A 15,707-nucleotide genomic window follows, 5' to 3' on the forward strand; every position below is an offset into this window, starting at 1 on the left:
CTACGACAGCGAAAGGCGTGCCGCCCGCTACGACAGCGAACGGCGTAGCTCCTGCTACGACAGCGAGTCGACGACCACGGAGGCCGCCTCCGCGATCAGCTTGTCGTCGGGCTCGGCGTCCTTCTCGGCGCGGTTCGACAGGATCGACACGACGATGGGGGCACCGTCGGGCGGCCACACGACGGCGATGTCGTTGCGGGCTCCGTAGTAGGAGCCGGTTCCCGTCTTGTCGCCGACCACCCAGCTCTTGGGCACACCGGCCTTGATGGTGTGGTCCCCGGTGGTGTTGGTCCGCAGCCACTTGGTGAGCTGTGCGCGCTCGCCCTTGTGCAGGGCGTCCCCGAGCACGAACGCGCGCAGGTCCTTGGCCAGCGCCCGCGGCGTGCTGGTGTCCCGCTTCTCGCCGGGGACCCACGTGCTCAGATCGGGCTCGCGGCGATCCATCCGCGTCACGTCGTCGCCCAGTTCTTCGAGAACGGCGTCCAGGCCCTTGGGGCCGCCGAGCGTGTCGAAGAGCAGGTTGGCCGCGGTGTTGTCGCTGTAGCGGACGGCGGCGTCACACAGTTCGCCCACGGTCATTCCGGTCTCGACGTGCTTCTCGGTCACGGGGGAGTTGGCGACCAGATCGTCCTTGGAGTACGTGATCTTCCGGTCGAGGCCGCTCAGGGAGTACTTGCGAAGGACGGCTCCGGCTTCCAGGGCCTTGAACGTGGAGTTGTAGGCGAAGCGCTCACCGGCGTTGTAGGCGACCTCGCGCCCGGTGCCGGTGTCGACGGCGTAGACGCCGAGACGCGCGTCGAACTTGCGCTCAAGTGCCTTGAAATCGCGGGCGAACGGCTTGGCCGCCGTAGCGGATTTCGCGGTCCCCGCGGGCTTCGTGGCCGCTTTGGAGGACGACGACGCGGCCGAGGAGCCGCCGTCCGAGCAGGCCACCAGCGGGACGAGGCAGATCGTGGCGAACGCACCGAGCACGGCGCTACGGACACGGGTGTACTGCATGGGCCAAACCTCCGGGGCGCCCCAGAGGCAGGGCGCATAGGGGACGGAGCGGCACGGCTCCGTCCCGGTACGTGGTCGTGAGTGCCAGAGCCACCCTGGCTCGCGGGTGCGTATGCGGTCCAATACGCTCATGCGCGGTTCCATGCTGATCTGGCATAGGGTTCCGGGCGTGGATCTGGTGGGAGCGTGTCGCGCGTTCGTGAGCGTGAGCGAGTACGGAAGCTTCACCGACGGAGCCGCGGCGGCGCGGATGTCCCAGTCGGTGGCCAGCCGTCGCGTCGCCGCGCTCGAGGAACGGTTCGGTGAGCCGCTGTTCGAGCGCACGTCGCGGCGCGCCGTCCTCACCCCCTTCGGGCGGGACATGCTGCCGGCGGCCCGGCAGCTCGTGCAGGCTGCCGACGTGGTCCTTGACGAGGCGGAAGCCGTCAAGCGCAAGCCGTGGCGCCTCGCGGTGCCCGGCATCTGCTCCACGGTCGGTCTGGCCCGGCTCGTCGCCGAGGCGCGCGGCCACGGAGTCACGCTCGACCTGCGGGTCGCGGGGCCGACACAGCGCAGGGAACTCCTCCACGCGCAGCAGGTGCGCGCCGCCCTGCTCGCGGTGCCCGCGGACGAGGCGACGTGGTCCGTGCCGCTGGGGCTCGCCGGTGCCCAGGATCTTGGTGTGCGGCGCGTCTACCTGGAGACGCTGCGGGTCGGACGCGCCTCGCCGGGTCCTGCCCGCCGCGTCTGGATCCAGCCCGAGGACGACGTGCCGCACATCCGCGATCCGCTGACACGCCTGCGCGACGCGGTGGGCCTGCGGCCCGCGCAGTTGGTCGCGGCGGCCGACCTGACGAGCGCGGCGGCCGAAGTCCTCTGCTCGGGCGACCTGTTGCTGTGCTCCCACGCACAGGCCGAGGAACTCGCCCTGACCTGGCGGCCCATCGGCGAGATCACGTTCGGCCGGGGGTTCGCCCTGGCCGCCGCGGCGGACGGCAATCCGCAGCACATCGAAGCGCGCCTTGGCGAGGCCATGGCCCGCTGCCTGGGCGTGGATGCCCCGGCAGGGGTCGGGGGAGGGGCGGCGCGATGATCGGGGGAGGGACGGCGCGATGATCGGCGGGACGAACGGGCGACCGGGCGGTGACATGGGCAGCGGTATGGGGGTCGGCATGGGTGGTGGCGCGGGCAGCGGCATGGGGGCCGGAGCGAACACCGAGGCGCTGCTGCGCGACATACGCCTGCAGCTGCGCGACGGCGGCCTGCACGGCTGCCTGCTCGTGCGGGACCTGCACACAGGCGACGAGCTGGGGATCGAGGCGGACACCCACCTGCCCTCCGCCTCCCTGGTCAAGGTCCCGCTCGCGCTCGCGACGGTCGAGCGGATCCGGCGGGGCGAGCTCGACGGAGCGACGCTGCTCGAGGTGCAGCCAGGTCGGGTCACCACGCCGGGCCCCACCGGGCTGAGTCGCTTCCGCCACCCCGCCCGGATCGCGATCGACGACCTGCTCTACCTGAGCACCTGCCTGAGCGACGGAACGGCCGCGGACGCCCTGTTCGAGCTCACCCCGCCCGCCCAGGTCACCGACATCCTCCACGAGCTCGATATCCGCGGCATCGCCGTCCGGACTTGCGTGGGCGAGCTGTTCGACACCCCCGTGGAACGCTTCGATGCCGACCAGGTCCATCTCGCCCACGCCCTGGCCATCGACGCGGGCACCAGCGGGCGCGGACACCGGGTTCCGCAGCTGGACACCACCCGCGCCAACACCGGCAGCGCGCGCACCTACGCCGACCTGCTGCAAGCGCTGTGGACGCCGTCGAAGATCCACCCGGACGTGGCCGAGCGACTGCGCGACCTCATGGCCCACAACGTGCTGCGCCACCGGCTCACCCCGGACTTCAGCTCCGACGCGAGCACCTGGTCCTCCAAGACCGGCACCCTGCTCAACCTGCGCCACGAGATCGGTGTCGTCGAGCACTCCGACGGCCAGTCCTTCGCGATCGCCGTCCTGACCGAATCCCTCGTGCCGGCCAGTGCGCAGCCCGGCGCCGACGCCCTCATGGCGCAGGCCGCCCGCACCCTGCGCGACCACCTCCGGCAGCTGTAGGACCTGCCTCGTGCGGAGCCCCGGCGAGCGCGCGACGAACTGCCTCACCAGCCAGAACAGTTGACGTTCGGGCCTGTAGGGTCGGAAGATCCTTGTCGGCTGGGACGGGACGTACGTCGCCCGCCGCGCACTGAACCCGGTCGGACACGTAGTGGAGCCACGGATGACTGCAGACGACACCAACGTCCACATCGACACCAGCAAGCCGCACCCCGCGCGTGTCTACGACTGGCTTCTGGGCGGCAAGGACAACTACCTCGTCGATCAGGAGATGGGCGAGAAGCTGCCGGCCGAGGCGCGCGCGAACGCGGCGCGGAACCGGGCGTTCATGAACCGCGCCGCGGCCTGGCTCGCTGACAACGGTGTCAGGCAGTTCCTCGACATCGGCACCGGCATCCCCACCGCGCCGAACCTCCACCAGATCGTCCAGGCGATCGCTCCCAGCTCCCGGGTCGTGTACGCCGACAACGACCCCATCGTGCTGCGGCACGCGGAAGCGTTGCTGGTCAGCAGCCCGGAAGGTGCCACGGACTACGTCCAGGCCGACGTGCGCCGACCCGAGGCGATCCTCGACCACGCCCGCGAACTCCTGGACTTCGACCAGCCCATCGCGCTCTCCCTCATCGCCCTGATGCACTTCATCACCGACGAAGAGGACCCCTACGCCCTCACGCGCACCCTCGTGGACGCGTTGCCATCCGGCAGCTATCTGGTGCTGTCCCACGGCACCACCGACGAGCACCCCGAGCTCGCGGACTCCGTCACCGACACCTACAAGAAGGGCCAGGTGCCGTTGAGGATGCGGCGCCGCGCGGAGGTCGAGCGCTTCTTCGAGGGCCTTGAACTGGTCGAGCCCGGCCTGGTGACGGCGACGCACTGGTACAAGGAATCACCCGCACCGAAGGCCGAGTTGAGCGGCTTCTACGTCGCGGTGGCCCGCATCCCCTGAGGTGTGACGCGGGCACCTGCCCAGGCCGATGGTCCGGGCAGGGAACCGCTGCGCCGGATCAGGAGAACAGGACCGACCTGAGCTTCAACCGCTCGCTCGCGCCGCCGGTGTGGGGGCGCAGCGTGAAGTCGTCGCCCGAGCAGTCGGCGTTCGTGAAGACGATCGCGAAGGAGTCGGTGCGGTTCTTGGGGGAGTGGGCGGGCGGCTGGCTGTACTCCTGGGCCGCCTCGGCGAGCGTGATGCACTCGCCGCTGGCCGGGTCGTGCAGCGTGGCCCGCTCTTCGTTGCCGCTGCTGTTGATGTACGTGTAGCTGAAGTCGCCCTCGGCCGCGTACGCGGAGCCGGGCACGGTCAGGATCAGCACAGCGGCACCGGCCGCGGCGGCCAGTGAGTGACGAAGACGCATGGATCGTTTTCCTTTGCTGGGTACGGCACGTGAACGCATCCCGCATTCCCGTCCTGACCAGCAGGAATACCTGAACCGACGAGGATCCGCCGCCGAAACGATCCGCCCTCACCCGTTCGGTCCCCGGCGGATCGGTCTGCCGGTCACATGTGACGATCCCGAACGGATTCAGCAAGCACGCAAACAGGACGCAAGAATTGCACTATTCTTGCGCGCATGACGCGACGACTTGCTCAGGTGGCGCGGAAGGTCGGGGTCAGTGAGGCCACGGTCAGCCGCGTGCTCAACAACAAGCCGGGGGTCTCCGACGCGACCCGGCAGTCCGTGCTCTCGGCCCTGGACGTCCTGGGGTACGAGCGGCCCACCCAGCTGCGCGGCGAGCGGGCCCGGCTCGTGGGTCTGGTGCTGCCCGAGCTGCAGAACCCGATCTTCCCGGCGTTCGCGGAGGTGATCGGCGGAGCGCTCGCCCAGCAGGGGCTGACCCCCGTGCTGTGCACCCAGACCAAGGGCGGGGTCTCCGAAGCGGACTACGTCGAGCTGCTGCTGCAACAGCAGGTGTCCGGCGTCGTGTTCGCCGGTGGCCTCTACGCGCAGGCGGACGCCCCGCACGACCACTACAAGCGGCTCTCGGCGCGCAAGATCCCGGTGGTCCTCGTGAACGCGGCCATCGAGCGCCTCGGTTTTCCGGCGGTCTCCTGTGACGACGCGGTCGCCGTCGAGCAGGCCTGGCGGCATCTCTCCTCGCTCGGCCACCGGCGCATCGGTCTGGTGCTCGGGCCCGCCGACCACATGCCGTCGCAGCGCAAGCTCGCCGCTGCCCGCGTGATCGCCGAGCAGGCCGGCGGGGTGCTGCCGGAAGAGCATGTCGCGCGGGGGATGTTCTCGATCGAGGGCGGCCAGGCCGCCGCCGCGGCGCTGCTTGACGCCGGGGTCACCGGCATCGTCTGTGCGAGCGACCCCCTCGCGCTCGGGGCGGTGCGCGCCGCGCGCCGCCGGGGGCTCGGGGTCCCGCGCGACGTCTCGGTGGTCGGCTATGACGACTCGGCGTTCATGACGTGCACCGAACCGCCCCTGACCACGGTGCGTCAGCCGATCGAGGCCATGGGGCGCGCCGCGGTCGAGCTCCTCGCGCTGCAGATCGCCGGGAGCGCGGTGCCCACGGAGGAGCTGCTCTTCGAGCCGGAGCTGGTGGTGCGCGGCTCGACGGGGCAGCCCCCGCAGGAGTAGGAGCAGAGGGGTCCGTTTCGTGGGGCCGCGGAGAGCCGCCGCGGAGAGCCGTCGTCACTCCCCTGTCAATTTCTTTCAATCATCGCGCGAGATATTGCGCTGATCTGTCGACGGTGCTTGAGTAAGCGCCGCCACACAGTCCGCGCAGCTGTGGGCTTCCTGCTCCTGCCATGCCGTCCCTGCCCCCTGGGCAGGCGGCGCTGTCCAAAGGGGTCCACCGATGAGCAGCTCCGGAATGCCGTATCTCCGACGTATCCGCCGCCGCACCACCAGCCGTGCGGCAGGCGGTGCCACCAGCCGTGCGGCAGCCCGCACGAGGCTCCGCACCCACCGCGCCCGCACGGCCACGGTCGCCGTCGCCTCCGCGCTCGCCCTCACCGCCCTCGCGGCCTGCGGCACCAGCAGCAGCGACGACGGCGACTCCGGCGGGGACAAGGGCGCCGACGCGGCCAACGCCGCCGCCCCCCTTGACCCGAAGACCAAGGTCACGCTCACCATCGACTGCATGCCGCCGGCCGCCGAGAAGGCCGAGCTGGGGCAGTGGAAGGAGGACGTGAAGGCGTTCAACAAGAAGTACCCGAACGTCACGATCCAGGGGAAGCAGACCGACCCCTGCCTGGAGCCTCCCCGCTTCACGGCGATGCTGAAGGCCAAGTCCCAACCGGACGTCTTCTACACCTACTTCACCGACCTGCAGCAGGTCATGGACAACGACGGCGCCCAGGACATCAGCGCCTACGTCAACGACAAGTCCGTCCCGGCCCTGAAGGACATGGACCCGAACGTCCTCAACGTCATGAAGAAGGACGGCAAGCTCTACGGCCTGCCCTACAGCAACTACACGATGGGCCTGCTCATCAACCGCAAGCTCTTCGAGAAGGCCGGCCTCGACCCCAACTCGCCCCCGACCACCTGGGCGGAGGTCCGCACGGCCGCCAAGAAGATCGCCGCACTCGGCGACGGCGTCTCGGGCTTCGGCGAGTACAGCGCCGGCAACAACGGCGGCTGGCACTTCACCGCCACCACGTACGGCCTCGGCGGCGACATCGTGAGCGAGGACGGAACCAAGGCCGCCTTCAACAACGACACCGGCAAGCAGATCGTCGACAACCTCAAGGCCATGCGCTGGGACGACAACAGCATGGGCAAGACCCAGCTCCTGAAGTGGGGCGACCTGCAGAAGCAGATGGCCGCCGACAAGCTGGGCATGTTCCTCGCCGCGCCCGACGACATCACGTACATGGTGCAGAACCTCGGCGCGAAGTACGACGACTTCGGGATGGGCCCGATCCCCGGTCAGAAGGCCACCCTTTTCGGCGGCAACGACTACATGATCAAGAAGGGCTCCTCGCCCGACCAGATCAAGGCCGCGATCGCCTGGATCAACTTCAAGTTCCTCAAGCCGGGCCAGGGTCAGTTCGACTGGGCCCGCTCCAAGGCGGACGGACTGCCCGTGGGTCTGCCGCAGCCGAACTTCTGGACCGGTGACAGCAAGACCACGGACGACAAGGCCCGCAAGGCCAGCGCGACCATGCCCGTCGAGAACTTCCAGGCCTTCACCGACAAGCCGGTCACGGGCAAGGCCGAGCCGCCCAAGGCCCAAGAGGTCTACAAGGTCCTTGACACGCTGATGTCGGCCGTCCTCACGAACAAGGACGCCGACGCGGACAAGCTCCTGAAGACCGCCGAACAACAGGTCAACCAGGTTCTGGCCAACCAGTGATGTCGGCACCCACCCTCTCCAGGAACAAGGCCCGGCCGTCCCCGCAGACGGACGGCCGGGCCGCCCGCCCCCAACGCGGCGCGTTCGTCCAGGCGTTGAAGCGCAATCTCACCGCCCACGCCTTCCTCATCGGCGCCCTGCTCTGCTTCTCGCTCTTCTCCTGGTATCCGATGGTCAGGGAATTCATCCTGGCCTTCCAGAAGACCGAGAACGGCGAGACCGTCTGGGCGGGCTGGTCCAACCTCACCTACATCTTCAACGACCCGGCCTTCTGGCAGGCCTGGCGCAACACCCTGCTGTTCACCGGCCTCGCACTGCTCCTCGGCTTCGCCGTGCCCTTCGCCGTCGCCCTCGTCCTTAATGAATTCCGGCACGGCCGCGGCTACTTGAGGCTGCTCGTCTACCTCCCGGTGATGCTGCCGCCGGTGGCCTCGGTGCTGCTCTTCAAGTACTTCTACGACCCCGGGTACGGCCTGTTCAACCGCATCCTGGAATCCATCGGCCTGCCAGGACAGGCATGGCTGCAGGACACCGACACCGCCATGGTCTCCGTGGTCATCGCCGCCACCTGGATGAACATGGGTGGCGCGACACTGATCTACCTCGCCGCGCTGCAGTCGATCCCCGGCGAGCTGTACGAGGCGGCCGAGCTGGACGGCGCGGGCGTACTGCGCAGGATCTGGCACGTCACCATCCCGCAGACCCGGCTGATCCTCTCGCTGATGCTGCTCATGCAGATCATCGCCACCATGCAGGTGTTCGTCGAGCCGTTCCTGCTCACCGGTGGCGCGGGCCCCGAGGGCGCGACCCTCACCGTCGTCCACCTCATCTACCAGTACGCGTTCACCTTCAACAACTACGGCAGCGCGGCGGCGCTCGGCCTGGTCCTGCTCGTACTGCTCGCCGGATTCTCGGCGGCGTACGCACGGCTGAGCCGCGCGGGCAGCGAAGACTAGCCGGGGGAGAGCACGGACATGAGCACACGCACCCTGATCTCCCCGGCCCAACTGGCCCGGCCCCGCGGCAAGGTCCTGTACTGGACCGCCTTCACCGTGGTGACGATCGTCTTCACCCTGGTCTTCATCGGCCCGCTGTACTGGATGGTCACCAGCGGCCTCAAGTCCCCGCAGGAATTCGCCCAGACACCGCCCACCCTGGTCCCCGATGCCGTCCACCCGCAGAACTACGCGGACGCGTGGGGCGTGATGGACCTGGCCCGGCTCCTGTTCAACACCCTGTACTACGCGTTCGGCGCCCTCGCCTTCCAGCTGATCTTCGACGTGGCCGCCGCCTACTCGCTCTCCAAGCTGCGGCCCGTCTTCGGCAAGGCGATCCTCGGGATGATGCTGCTCACCCTGATGATCCCGGCCACCGTCCTGGTCGTACCGCAGTACCTGACCGTCCTCGACGTGCCGATCGTGGAGCGAAACCTCATCAACTCGCCCTGGGCGATCTGGCTTCCGTCGGTCACCAACGCGTTCAACATCTTCCTGCTCAAGCGGTTCTTCGACTCCATCCCGCGCGAGCTCCTGGACGCCGCCTCCATCGACGGCGCCTCGTCCCTGCGCACCCTGCGCTCCGTGGTCCTGCCGCTGTCCCGGCCGATCCTCGGCGTGGTGTCGATCTTCGCGGTCGTGGCGGTCTGGAAGGACTTCCTCTGGCCGATGCTCACCCTGCCCGACCCCGGCAAGCAGACCGTCAACGTCGGCATCTACTCCCTGGCCGCGAGCGTCTCCGAGAACTGGCTCCTGGCCGCCCTCGCCATCGCGTCGCTGCCGACCCTGATCGTCTTCCTGATCTTCCAGCGCAACATCATGAGCGGCCTGACCGCCGGCAGCCTCAAGGGCTGACCCCCGGGCCCATCCCGCGCACCCCGCCCTCGCCCCCGCCCTGCGCCGCGGCGACGGGGTCCCACCTGCCCGAAAGGAACCTCACGTGGCAGTCCCCTCCCCGACCGATGCCTCCTGGTGGCGCTCGGCCGCCATCTATCAGGTGTACGTACGCAGCTTCTCGGACGGTGACGGCGACGGCACCGGCGACCTCGCGGGCGTCCGGGCCAAGCTGCCCTATCTCGCCGAACTCGGCGTCGACGCGCTGTGGTTCAGCCCTTGGTACCTCTCGCCCATGGTCGACGGCGGCTACGACGTCACCGACTACCGCGTCATCGACCCCGCGTTCGGCACCGTCGCCGAGGCCGAGAAGCTGATCGCCGAAGCCCGTGCGCTCGGCATCCGCACCATCGTCGACATCGTCCCCAACCACGTCTCCGACCAGCACGCCTGGTTCAAGGCGGCCCTGGCCGCGGGCCCCGGCGCCCCCGAACGCGAACTCTTCCACTTCCGCCCGGGCCGCGGCGCACACGGCGAACTCCCGCCCAACGACTGGCCGTCCCAGTTCTCCGCGACCGCATCGACCTGGACCCGCGTCGAGGACGGCGAGTGGTACCTCCACCTCTTCGCACCCGAGCAGCCCGACCTCAACTGGGCCCACCCGGCGGTCCGTCAGGAGCACGAGGACGTACTGCGGTTCTGGTTCGAGCGGGGCGTGGCAGGTGTACGGATCGACTCCGCCGCCCTGCCCGCCAAGGACCCCGCCCTGCCCGACTTCACCGAGGGAGTCGACCCGCACCCCTTCATCGACCGCGACGAACTGCACGACATCTACCGCTCCTGGCGGGCCGTCGCCGACGAGTACGCGGGCGTCTTCGTCGGGGAGGTCTGGCTCCCGGACGCCGAGCGCTTCGCCCGCTATCTGCGCCCCGACGAGATGCACACCGCCTTCAACTTCTCCTTTCTGTCCTGCCCTTGGGATCCGGAGAAGCTGCGTACGTCCATCGAGGCCACCCTCGCCGAGCACGCACCGGTGGGCGCCCCCGCCACCTGGGTCCTGTGCAACCACGACGTGACCCGCACGGTCACCCGCTACGGCCGCCACGACACCGGCTTCGACTTCACCACCAAGGCCTTCGGCACCCCCACCGATCTGGAACTCGGCACCCGCCGCGCCCGCGCCGCCGCCCTGCTCACCCTCGCCCTGCCCGGCGCGGTCTACATCTACCAGGGCGACGAACTGGGCCTGCCCGAGGCCGACATCCCCCTGGACCGCATCCAGGACCCCATGCACTTCCGCTCCGGCGGCACCGATCCGGGCCGCGACGGCTGCCGGGTGCCCCTGCCCTGGGCGGCCACCGAACCGCACGCGGGCTTCGGGTCGATGACAGCACCCTGGCTGCCGCAGCCCGAGGGCTGGCCCGCGTACGCCGCCGACCTCCAGGCCATGGACCCCGGGTCCATGCTCACGCTCTACCGCGCCGCCCTGCGCCTGCGCCGCATCGAACCGGGCTTCGGCGACGGCCCGCTGACCTGGCTGCCGAGCACCGACGGTGTCCTGGCCTTCGTACGCGAGCCGGGCCTGGCCTGCGTGGTCAACCTCGCCCCCGAGCCCTGCGAACTCCCCGCCCATACGCGCCTCCTGCTGGCCAGCGGCCCCCTGGACGAGGCGGGCCGCCTCCCGCGGGACACGGCGGTCTGGCTGCGCGTCTGACTCTCACCCGAGACCGAGCACTGACCTCCCCACTCACAAGGAAGGTGCACCACCCCATGGACAGACCTGACAGGAGCACCAGAAGAAGCACCAGAAGAAGCACGACAAGACCCGGCCGCGCGTGGTGTGCCGCCGTGGCCACCGCAGGTCTCGTCGGCACCCTCGTCACCGGCATCGCGGGCACCAGCGCGCACGCCGCCGAGGCAGCCGCGGGCGCCACACTGCCCTTCACCTCCGTCGAGGCGGAGAGCGCCACCACGAACGGCACCAAGATCGGTCCGGACTACACGCAGGGCACACTCGCATCCGAGGCGTCGGGCCGCCAGGCGGTACGCCTCGCGGCGGGCCAGAGCGTCGAGTTCACGCTCACCAAGGCCGCGAACGCGCTCAACGTCGCCTACAACGTGCCCGACGGCCAGTCGGGTTCGATGGCCGTGTACGTCAACGGGCAGAAGATCTCCAGGACGCTGGCCGTCACGTCGAAGTACAGCTACGTCGACACCTCCTGGATCGCGGGCTCCAAGACCCACCACCTCTTCGACAACGCACGGCTGCAGCTCGGCCAGAACCTGCAGTCCGGCGACAAGGTGAAACTGGAGGCCTCGTCCACGCAAGTCACCGTCGACGTCGCCGACTTCGAGCAGGTTGCCCCGGCCGCGGCCAAGCCCTCCGGCGCGCTCTCGGTGACCGACAAGGGCGCCGACCCCACCGGTCAGGGCGACTCGACCCAGGCCTTCCGCGAGGCCATCGCGGCGGCCAAGGGCGGCACGGTGTGGATCCCGCCGGGCGAGTACAAGCTCACCCAGTCGCTCAACAACGTGGACGACGTCACGATCCGCGGAGCGGGCAACTGGCATTCGGTGGTGCGCAGTTCGCGCTTCATCGACCAGTCGGGCGCACCCACAGGGAAAGTGGGCCTGCACGACTTCGCGGTGCTGGGCGAGGTCACCGAGCGGGTCGACAACAACCCGGACAACTTCGTCAACGGATCGCTCGGCCCGAACTCCACCGTCTCGGGCATGTGGCTGCAGCACCTCAAGGTCGGCCTCTGGCTGACCGGCAACAACGACAACCTGGTCGTGGAGAAGAGCCGCTTCCTCGACATGACGGCCGACGGCCTCAACCTCAACGGCACGGCCAAGGGCGTCCAGGTACGCAACAACTTCCTGCGCAACACCGGCGACGACGCCCTGGCCATGTGGTCCCTCAACACCACCAACAGTGACTCGACCTTCGCGGGCAACACCATCTCGCAGCCCAACCTGGCCAACGGCATCGCCATCTACGGCGGCAGGGACATCACCGTCAAGGACAACCTGATCCTCGACACCAACGCCCTGGGCAGCGGCATCGCCATCTCCAACCAGAAGTTCCTGGACCCGTTCTTCCCGCTGGCCGGCACCATCACCGTCTCCGGCAACACCCTCGTCCGGACCGGGGCCATGAACCCCAACTGGCAGCACCCGATGGGCGCGTTGCGCGTGGACGCGTACGACAGCCCCATCGAGGCCACGGTGAACATCACCGACACGACGATCACCGACAGCCCCTGGAGCGCGTACGAATTCGTGTCGGGCGGCGGCACCGGCAAGGCGGTCAAGAACGTCACCGTCGATCGCTCGACCATCGACAAGGTGGGCACGGTCGTCGTCCAGGCCGAGACGCCCGGCGCGGTGAAGATGTCGAACGTCAAGGCCACCGGCGTCGGCGCGGCCGGCGTCTACAACTGCCCCTACCCGACCGGCTCAGGCACCTTCGCCCTCACCGACGGCGGCGGCAACTCCGGCTGGGACAGCACCTGGGACGACTGCTCGACCTGGCCGCAGCCCGGCGGCGGCAACCCCGACCCCGACCCGGACCGCAACCTCGCCAAGAGCCGCCCGGCCACCGCGACCGGCTCCGCCGACGTCTACACCCCGGCCAAGGCGGTCGACGGTGACGCGGGGACGTACTGGGAGTCCACCAACAACGCCTTCCCGCAGTCGATCACCGTCGACCTCGGCAAGGCCGAAGCGGTGCGCAGGGTCGTCCTGAAGCTGCCGCCGCCCGGGGCCTGGGAGGCCAGGACCCAGACCCTGTCGGTCCAGGGCAGCACCGACGGAACCACCTACAGCACGCTCGCCGATTCGAAGGGCTACCGCTTCGACCCGGCGAGCGGCAACAAGGTCACCGTCACGCTGCCCGCCTCCGCCCCGAGCGTCCGCCACCTGCGGCTGCGTGTCACGGCCAACACGGGCTGGCCCGCGGCACAGTTCAGCGAAGTGGAGGCGTACCTCTCCTGACGAGCCGCGCGCCCCGCTCGCTCACGGCAGGTGCCGGCGGGCGGGGCGCGCGTCGCTGGTGGGGTCAGACGCGCGCCGAGTCCTTCGCGTACGGCGACTCGGGCGAGGGCTCCGGCGAGGGGCCGCCTTCGCTGAGGCCGAACCGCCCGTGGACCTTGCGCAGGAAACCGGGCGCGTACCAGGCCGAGCGGCCGAGCAGGCGCATCGCGGCGGGTACGAGGATCCCGCGCACGGCGACCGCGTCGATGAGGATGGCGAGACCGCTGCCCAGGCCGAACATCTGCATGAAGCTGAGCTTGGCCGTGCCGAAGGCGAAGAAGCTCACCGCGAGCAGGCAGGCCGCGGCGGTGACGATGCGGCCGGTGTGACCGAGGCCGTTGGTCACGGCGGACTCGTTGTCCTCGCCCAGGTCGTGGAGTTCCTTGATGCGGCTGGTGACGAACACCTCGTAGTCCATCGAGAGGCCGAAGGCGATGCAGAACATCAGCACCGTCATGGACACCTCCATGGGCTGCGCCGTGAAGCCGAGCAGGGAGGAGAGGTTGCCGTCCTGGAAGATCCAGGTCATGACGCCGAGGGTCGCCCCCAGGCTGATCATGTTCAGGAGCAGCGCACGCAGCGGCTGCACGATGCTGCCGGTGAACAGGAAGAGCAGCAGGAAGGTGGTGAGGGCGACCAGGGCCACGGCGATCGGGAGCCGGCTGCCGATGGAGTCCTTGGAGTCGACCAGTTCGGCGTCGACTCCGCCCACCAGGGGGTCTGCCCCGGCGGGCGGTGAGACCGCCCGCACCTCCGCGACCAGGCTCTGGGCCTCGTCCGACTTCGGTGCCAGGGTGCTCACCACGGTGATCCGCTGCGCGTCGGGGCGGCCGAGGGCCTTGTTGCCGGGGGCGCCCGCCTCGGACCGTCCGTCCGCGTAGGTGCCCTGGCTGGTCTCGACGCGGACGACGTCCTTGAGGCCGGACAGCTCGGCCGCGTACGTCTCCAGTGGCGCCTTGCCCAGGGGCTCGTCGATGGCGACGTGGAGGGCCGCGTCGTCGTTGCCGTTGAACTTCTCCTGCAGTACGGACGAGACCTGGCGGCTCTCGGCGTTCTCGGGCAGGACCCGATCGTCCGGCGTGCCGAAGGTGATGCCGAGGAGCGGGCTCGCCGCGAGGAGCAGGACCGCGAGCACGGGCAGTGCGGTGAGCGCGGGGCGCCGCATGACGGTGCCGGCGAGGCGACCCCACAGGGGCGCCCGGGACGCGGGGCGCCTGCGCTTCGCCCACGGCAGGCGTCCGCTGTTGACCCGGTGCCCCAGGACGACGAACAGGGCAGGCATGACGAACAGGGTGCTGATGGCGGCGATGGCGACGACGCCGACCCCGGCATAGCCGAACGAGCGCAGGAAGTACTGCGGGAACACCAGGAGCGCCGCGAGTGCGGCCGCCACGGTCGCGGCGGAGAACGCGACCGTACGGCCCGCCGTGCTCACCGTCCGGCGGACGGCGTCGTCCACGCTTGCGCCGGTGGCCAGTTGCTCCCGGAAGCGGCTGACCATGAGCAGGGCGTAGTCGATGCCGAGCCCGAGTCCCAGGGCCGTCGTCAGGTTGATCGCGAAGACGGACACATCGGTGACACTGCCGAGGACGAAGAGCTCCGCGAACGTGCCCGCGATGGCGACGAGGCCGATCACCAGCGGCAGCAGGGCCGCCACCAGGCTGCCGAAGACGAGCAGGAGCAGGAGCAGGGTGAGCGGCACGGCGATGGCCTCGGCAAGGACGAGGTCCTTGCCCGACTGCGTGCCCATCTCACTGGTCACGGCGGCGGCGCCGCCCGCCTCGACGCTGAGTGTGCCCTCGTACGGGCCGGTGTAGGTGTCGATGACGTCCTTGGCGTTCTCGTCCCGCTCCAGGTCCTCACCCTGCACATGGGCGAGCACCATGGCCTCGCGGCCGTCCTTGGCACGCAGGTCGGGACTTGCCGTGTCCCAGTACGAGACCACGTTCTCAAGGTGCTCTTCCTTCCTGAGGTCGGTCACCAGGGCCTTGGCGCTCCGCCGGGCGGCCGGGTCGTCGATGCGGCCTTCGGAGGCGCGGACCAGCAGGACGAGGTTGGTCTCCCCGCCGAACTTCTCGTCGATGACTTCGCCGGCCCGGGTGGACTGGGAGGCGGGGTCGTCGTAGCCGCCTCCCAGCAACTTGCCGAAGGCGCCGGCGCCCAGGGCGCCCATGAGGGCCATGGCCACGACGGCGACGACGAGTATCAGCCGGGACCGGCGAATGGCCAGTTCGGCAATGCGTTCAAACACGCACGCTCTCCTTTGGTGTCCGTACGGCGAAAACGACGCGAAGCAGCCGGAGTTGAGTGAAGAAGGGCCGGCGTGGTGCTCGGCGGGGCGCCTTTCGCTCCGTCAGAACAGGTGCGGTGTCGCACTCTTCGTCGCCGCTGACGACGTTAGTGAGGCGGCGGCAAATTTGGCAGTGTTAGATTTTCCGCACACCCCCAA

The 15,707-nt window shown here is 69.5% G+C and carries 12 protein-coding genes; 9 read left to right on the forward strand and 3 right to left on the reverse strand.

What is annotated here, in order from left to right; all coding sequences use genetic code 11:
• Positions 1-54: 54 nt before the first annotated feature.
• Positions 55-999 carry a class A beta-lactamase gene (bla, locus tag AC07AG_RS02530; RefSeq protein WP_478751042.1) on the reverse strand — a complete coding sequence of 315 codons (945 nt, stop codon included), beginning with the start codon at positions 997-999 and terminating at the stop codon, positions 55-57.
• 169 nt (positions 1,000-1,168) lie between these two features.
• On the opposite strand from bla, the gene AC07AG_RS02535 reads away from it, so the two are divergent.
• The 3 genes from AC07AG_RS02535 (at position 1,169) to AC07AG_RS02545 (ending at position 4,038) form a co-directional block, all read left to right on the forward strand.
• Positions 1,169-2,071, forward strand: coding sequence for a LysR family transcriptional regulator (locus tag AC07AG_RS02535; protein ID WP_478751044.1), 903 nt, complete (start codon positions 1,169-1,171; stop codon positions 2,069-2,071).
• Positions 2,072-2,174: 103 nt separating this feature from the next.
• Positions 2,175-3,089, forward strand: a complete 915-nt coding sequence (locus AC07AG_RS02540; RefSeq protein WP_478752191.1) for a serine hydrolase — start codon at positions 2,175-2,177, stop codon at positions 3,087-3,089.
• A 163-nt stretch (positions 3,090-3,252) separates the two neighbouring features.
• On the forward strand, positions 3,253-4,038 hold the full coding sequence (locus AC07AG_RS02545; protein ID WP_478751046.1) for an SAM-dependent methyltransferase: 786 nt from the start codon (positions 3,253-3,255) through the stop codon (positions 4,036-4,038).
• Between the two features lie 58 nt (positions 4,039-4,096).
• On the opposite strand, the gene AC07AG_RS02550 is transcribed toward AC07AG_RS02545, so the two are convergent.
• Positions 4,097-4,444, reverse strand: a complete 348-nt coding sequence (locus AC07AG_RS02550) for a hypothetical protein (protein ID WP_478751048.1) — start codon at positions 4,442-4,444, stop codon at positions 4,097-4,099.
• 216 nt (positions 4,445-4,660) lie between these two features.
• Between AC07AG_RS02550 and AC07AG_RS02555 the strand changes: the two genes are divergently transcribed.
• The 6 genes from AC07AG_RS02555 (at position 4,661) to AC07AG_RS02580 (ending at position 13,219) form a co-directional block, all read left to right on the forward strand.
• Positions 4,661-5,671 (forward strand): LacI family DNA-binding transcriptional regulator, encoded by a 1,011-nt coding sequence (locus AC07AG_RS02555; RefSeq protein WP_478751049.1) that lies wholly within the window; start codon positions 4,661-4,663, stop codon positions 5,669-5,671.
• A gap of 220 nt (positions 5,672-5,891) precedes the next feature.
• Positions 5,892-7,394 carry an extracellular solute-binding protein gene (locus AC07AG_RS02560; protein ID WP_478751051.1) on the forward strand — a complete coding sequence of 501 codons (1,503 nt, stop codon included), beginning with the start codon at positions 5,892-5,894 and terminating at the stop codon, positions 7,392-7,394.
• On the forward strand, positions 7,394-8,350 hold the full coding sequence (locus tag AC07AG_RS02565; RefSeq protein ID WP_478751053.1) for a carbohydrate ABC transporter permease: 957 nt from the start codon (positions 7,394-7,396) through the stop codon (positions 8,348-8,350). Before AC07AG_RS02560 ends, AC07AG_RS02565 begins: the two co-directional genes overlap by 1 nt.
• Before the next feature lie 18 nt (positions 8,351-8,368).
• The gene (locus AC07AG_RS02570) at positions 8,369-9,244 is read left to right on the forward strand and encodes a carbohydrate ABC transporter permease (protein WP_478751054.1); all 876 of its coding nucleotides are present in this window, start codon (positions 8,369-8,371) and stop codon (positions 9,242-9,244) included.
• Positions 9,245-9,329: 85 nt separating this feature from the next.
• Positions 9,330-10,937 carry a glycoside hydrolase family 13 protein gene (locus AC07AG_RS02575; RefSeq protein ID WP_478751056.1) on the forward strand — a complete coding sequence of 536 codons (1,608 nt, stop codon included), beginning with the start codon at positions 9,330-9,332 and terminating at the stop codon, positions 10,935-10,937.
• A 56-nt stretch (positions 10,938-10,993) separates the two neighbouring features.
• Positions 10,994-13,219, forward strand: a complete 2,226-nt coding sequence (locus AC07AG_RS02580) for a discoidin domain-containing protein (RefSeq protein ID WP_478751057.1) — start codon at positions 10,994-10,996, stop codon at positions 13,217-13,219.
• Between the two features lie 64 nt (positions 13,220-13,283).
• Here the strand turns inward: AC07AG_RS02580 and AC07AG_RS02585 are convergent, their stop codons facing one another.
• Complete coding sequence (locus tag AC07AG_RS02585) at positions 13,284-15,509, reverse strand: MMPL family transporter (protein ID WP_478751059.1); 2,226 nt, start codon at positions 15,507-15,509, stop codon at positions 13,284-13,286.
• Positions 15,510-15,707: the final 198 nt, after the last annotated feature.

The organism is Streptomyces sp. NPDC044044 (assembly GCF_056434405.1).

Bases quoted from the DNA above. Each gene is read 5' to 3' on its own strand.
- bla (WP_478751042.1), bottom strand. From the start codon at position 999: ATGCAGTACACCCGTGTCCGTAGCGCCGTGCTCGGTGCGTTCGCCACG.
- AC07AG_RS02540 (WP_478752191.1), top strand. From the start codon at position 2,175: ATGGGGGCCGGAGCGAACACCGAGGCGCTGCTGCGCGACATACGCCTG.
- AC07AG_RS02545 (WP_478751046.1), top strand. From the start codon at position 3,253: ATGACTGCAGACGACACCAACGTCCACATCGACACCAGCAAGCCGCAC.
- AC07AG_RS02550 (WP_478751048.1), bottom strand. From the start codon at position 4,444: ATGCGTCTTCGTCACTCACTGGCCGCCGCGGCCGGTGCCGCTGTGCTG.
- AC07AG_RS02555 (WP_478751049.1), top strand. From the start codon at position 4,661: ATGACGCGACGACTTGCTCAGGTGGCGCGGAAGGTCGGGGTCAGTGAG.
- AC07AG_RS02560 (WP_478751051.1), top strand. From the start codon at position 5,892: ATGAGCAGCTCCGGAATGCCGTATCTCCGACGTATCCGCCGCCGCACC.
- AC07AG_RS02565 (WP_478751053.1), top strand. From the start codon at position 7,394: ATGTCGGCACCCACCCTCTCCAGGAACAAGGCCCGGCCGTCCCCGCAG.
- AC07AG_RS02570 (WP_478751054.1), top strand. From the start codon at position 8,369: ATGAGCACACGCACCCTGATCTCCCCGGCCCAACTGGCCCGGCCCCGC.
- AC07AG_RS02580 (WP_478751057.1), top strand. From the start codon at position 10,994: ATGGACAGACCTGACAGGAGCACCAGAAGAAGCACCAGAAGAAGCACG.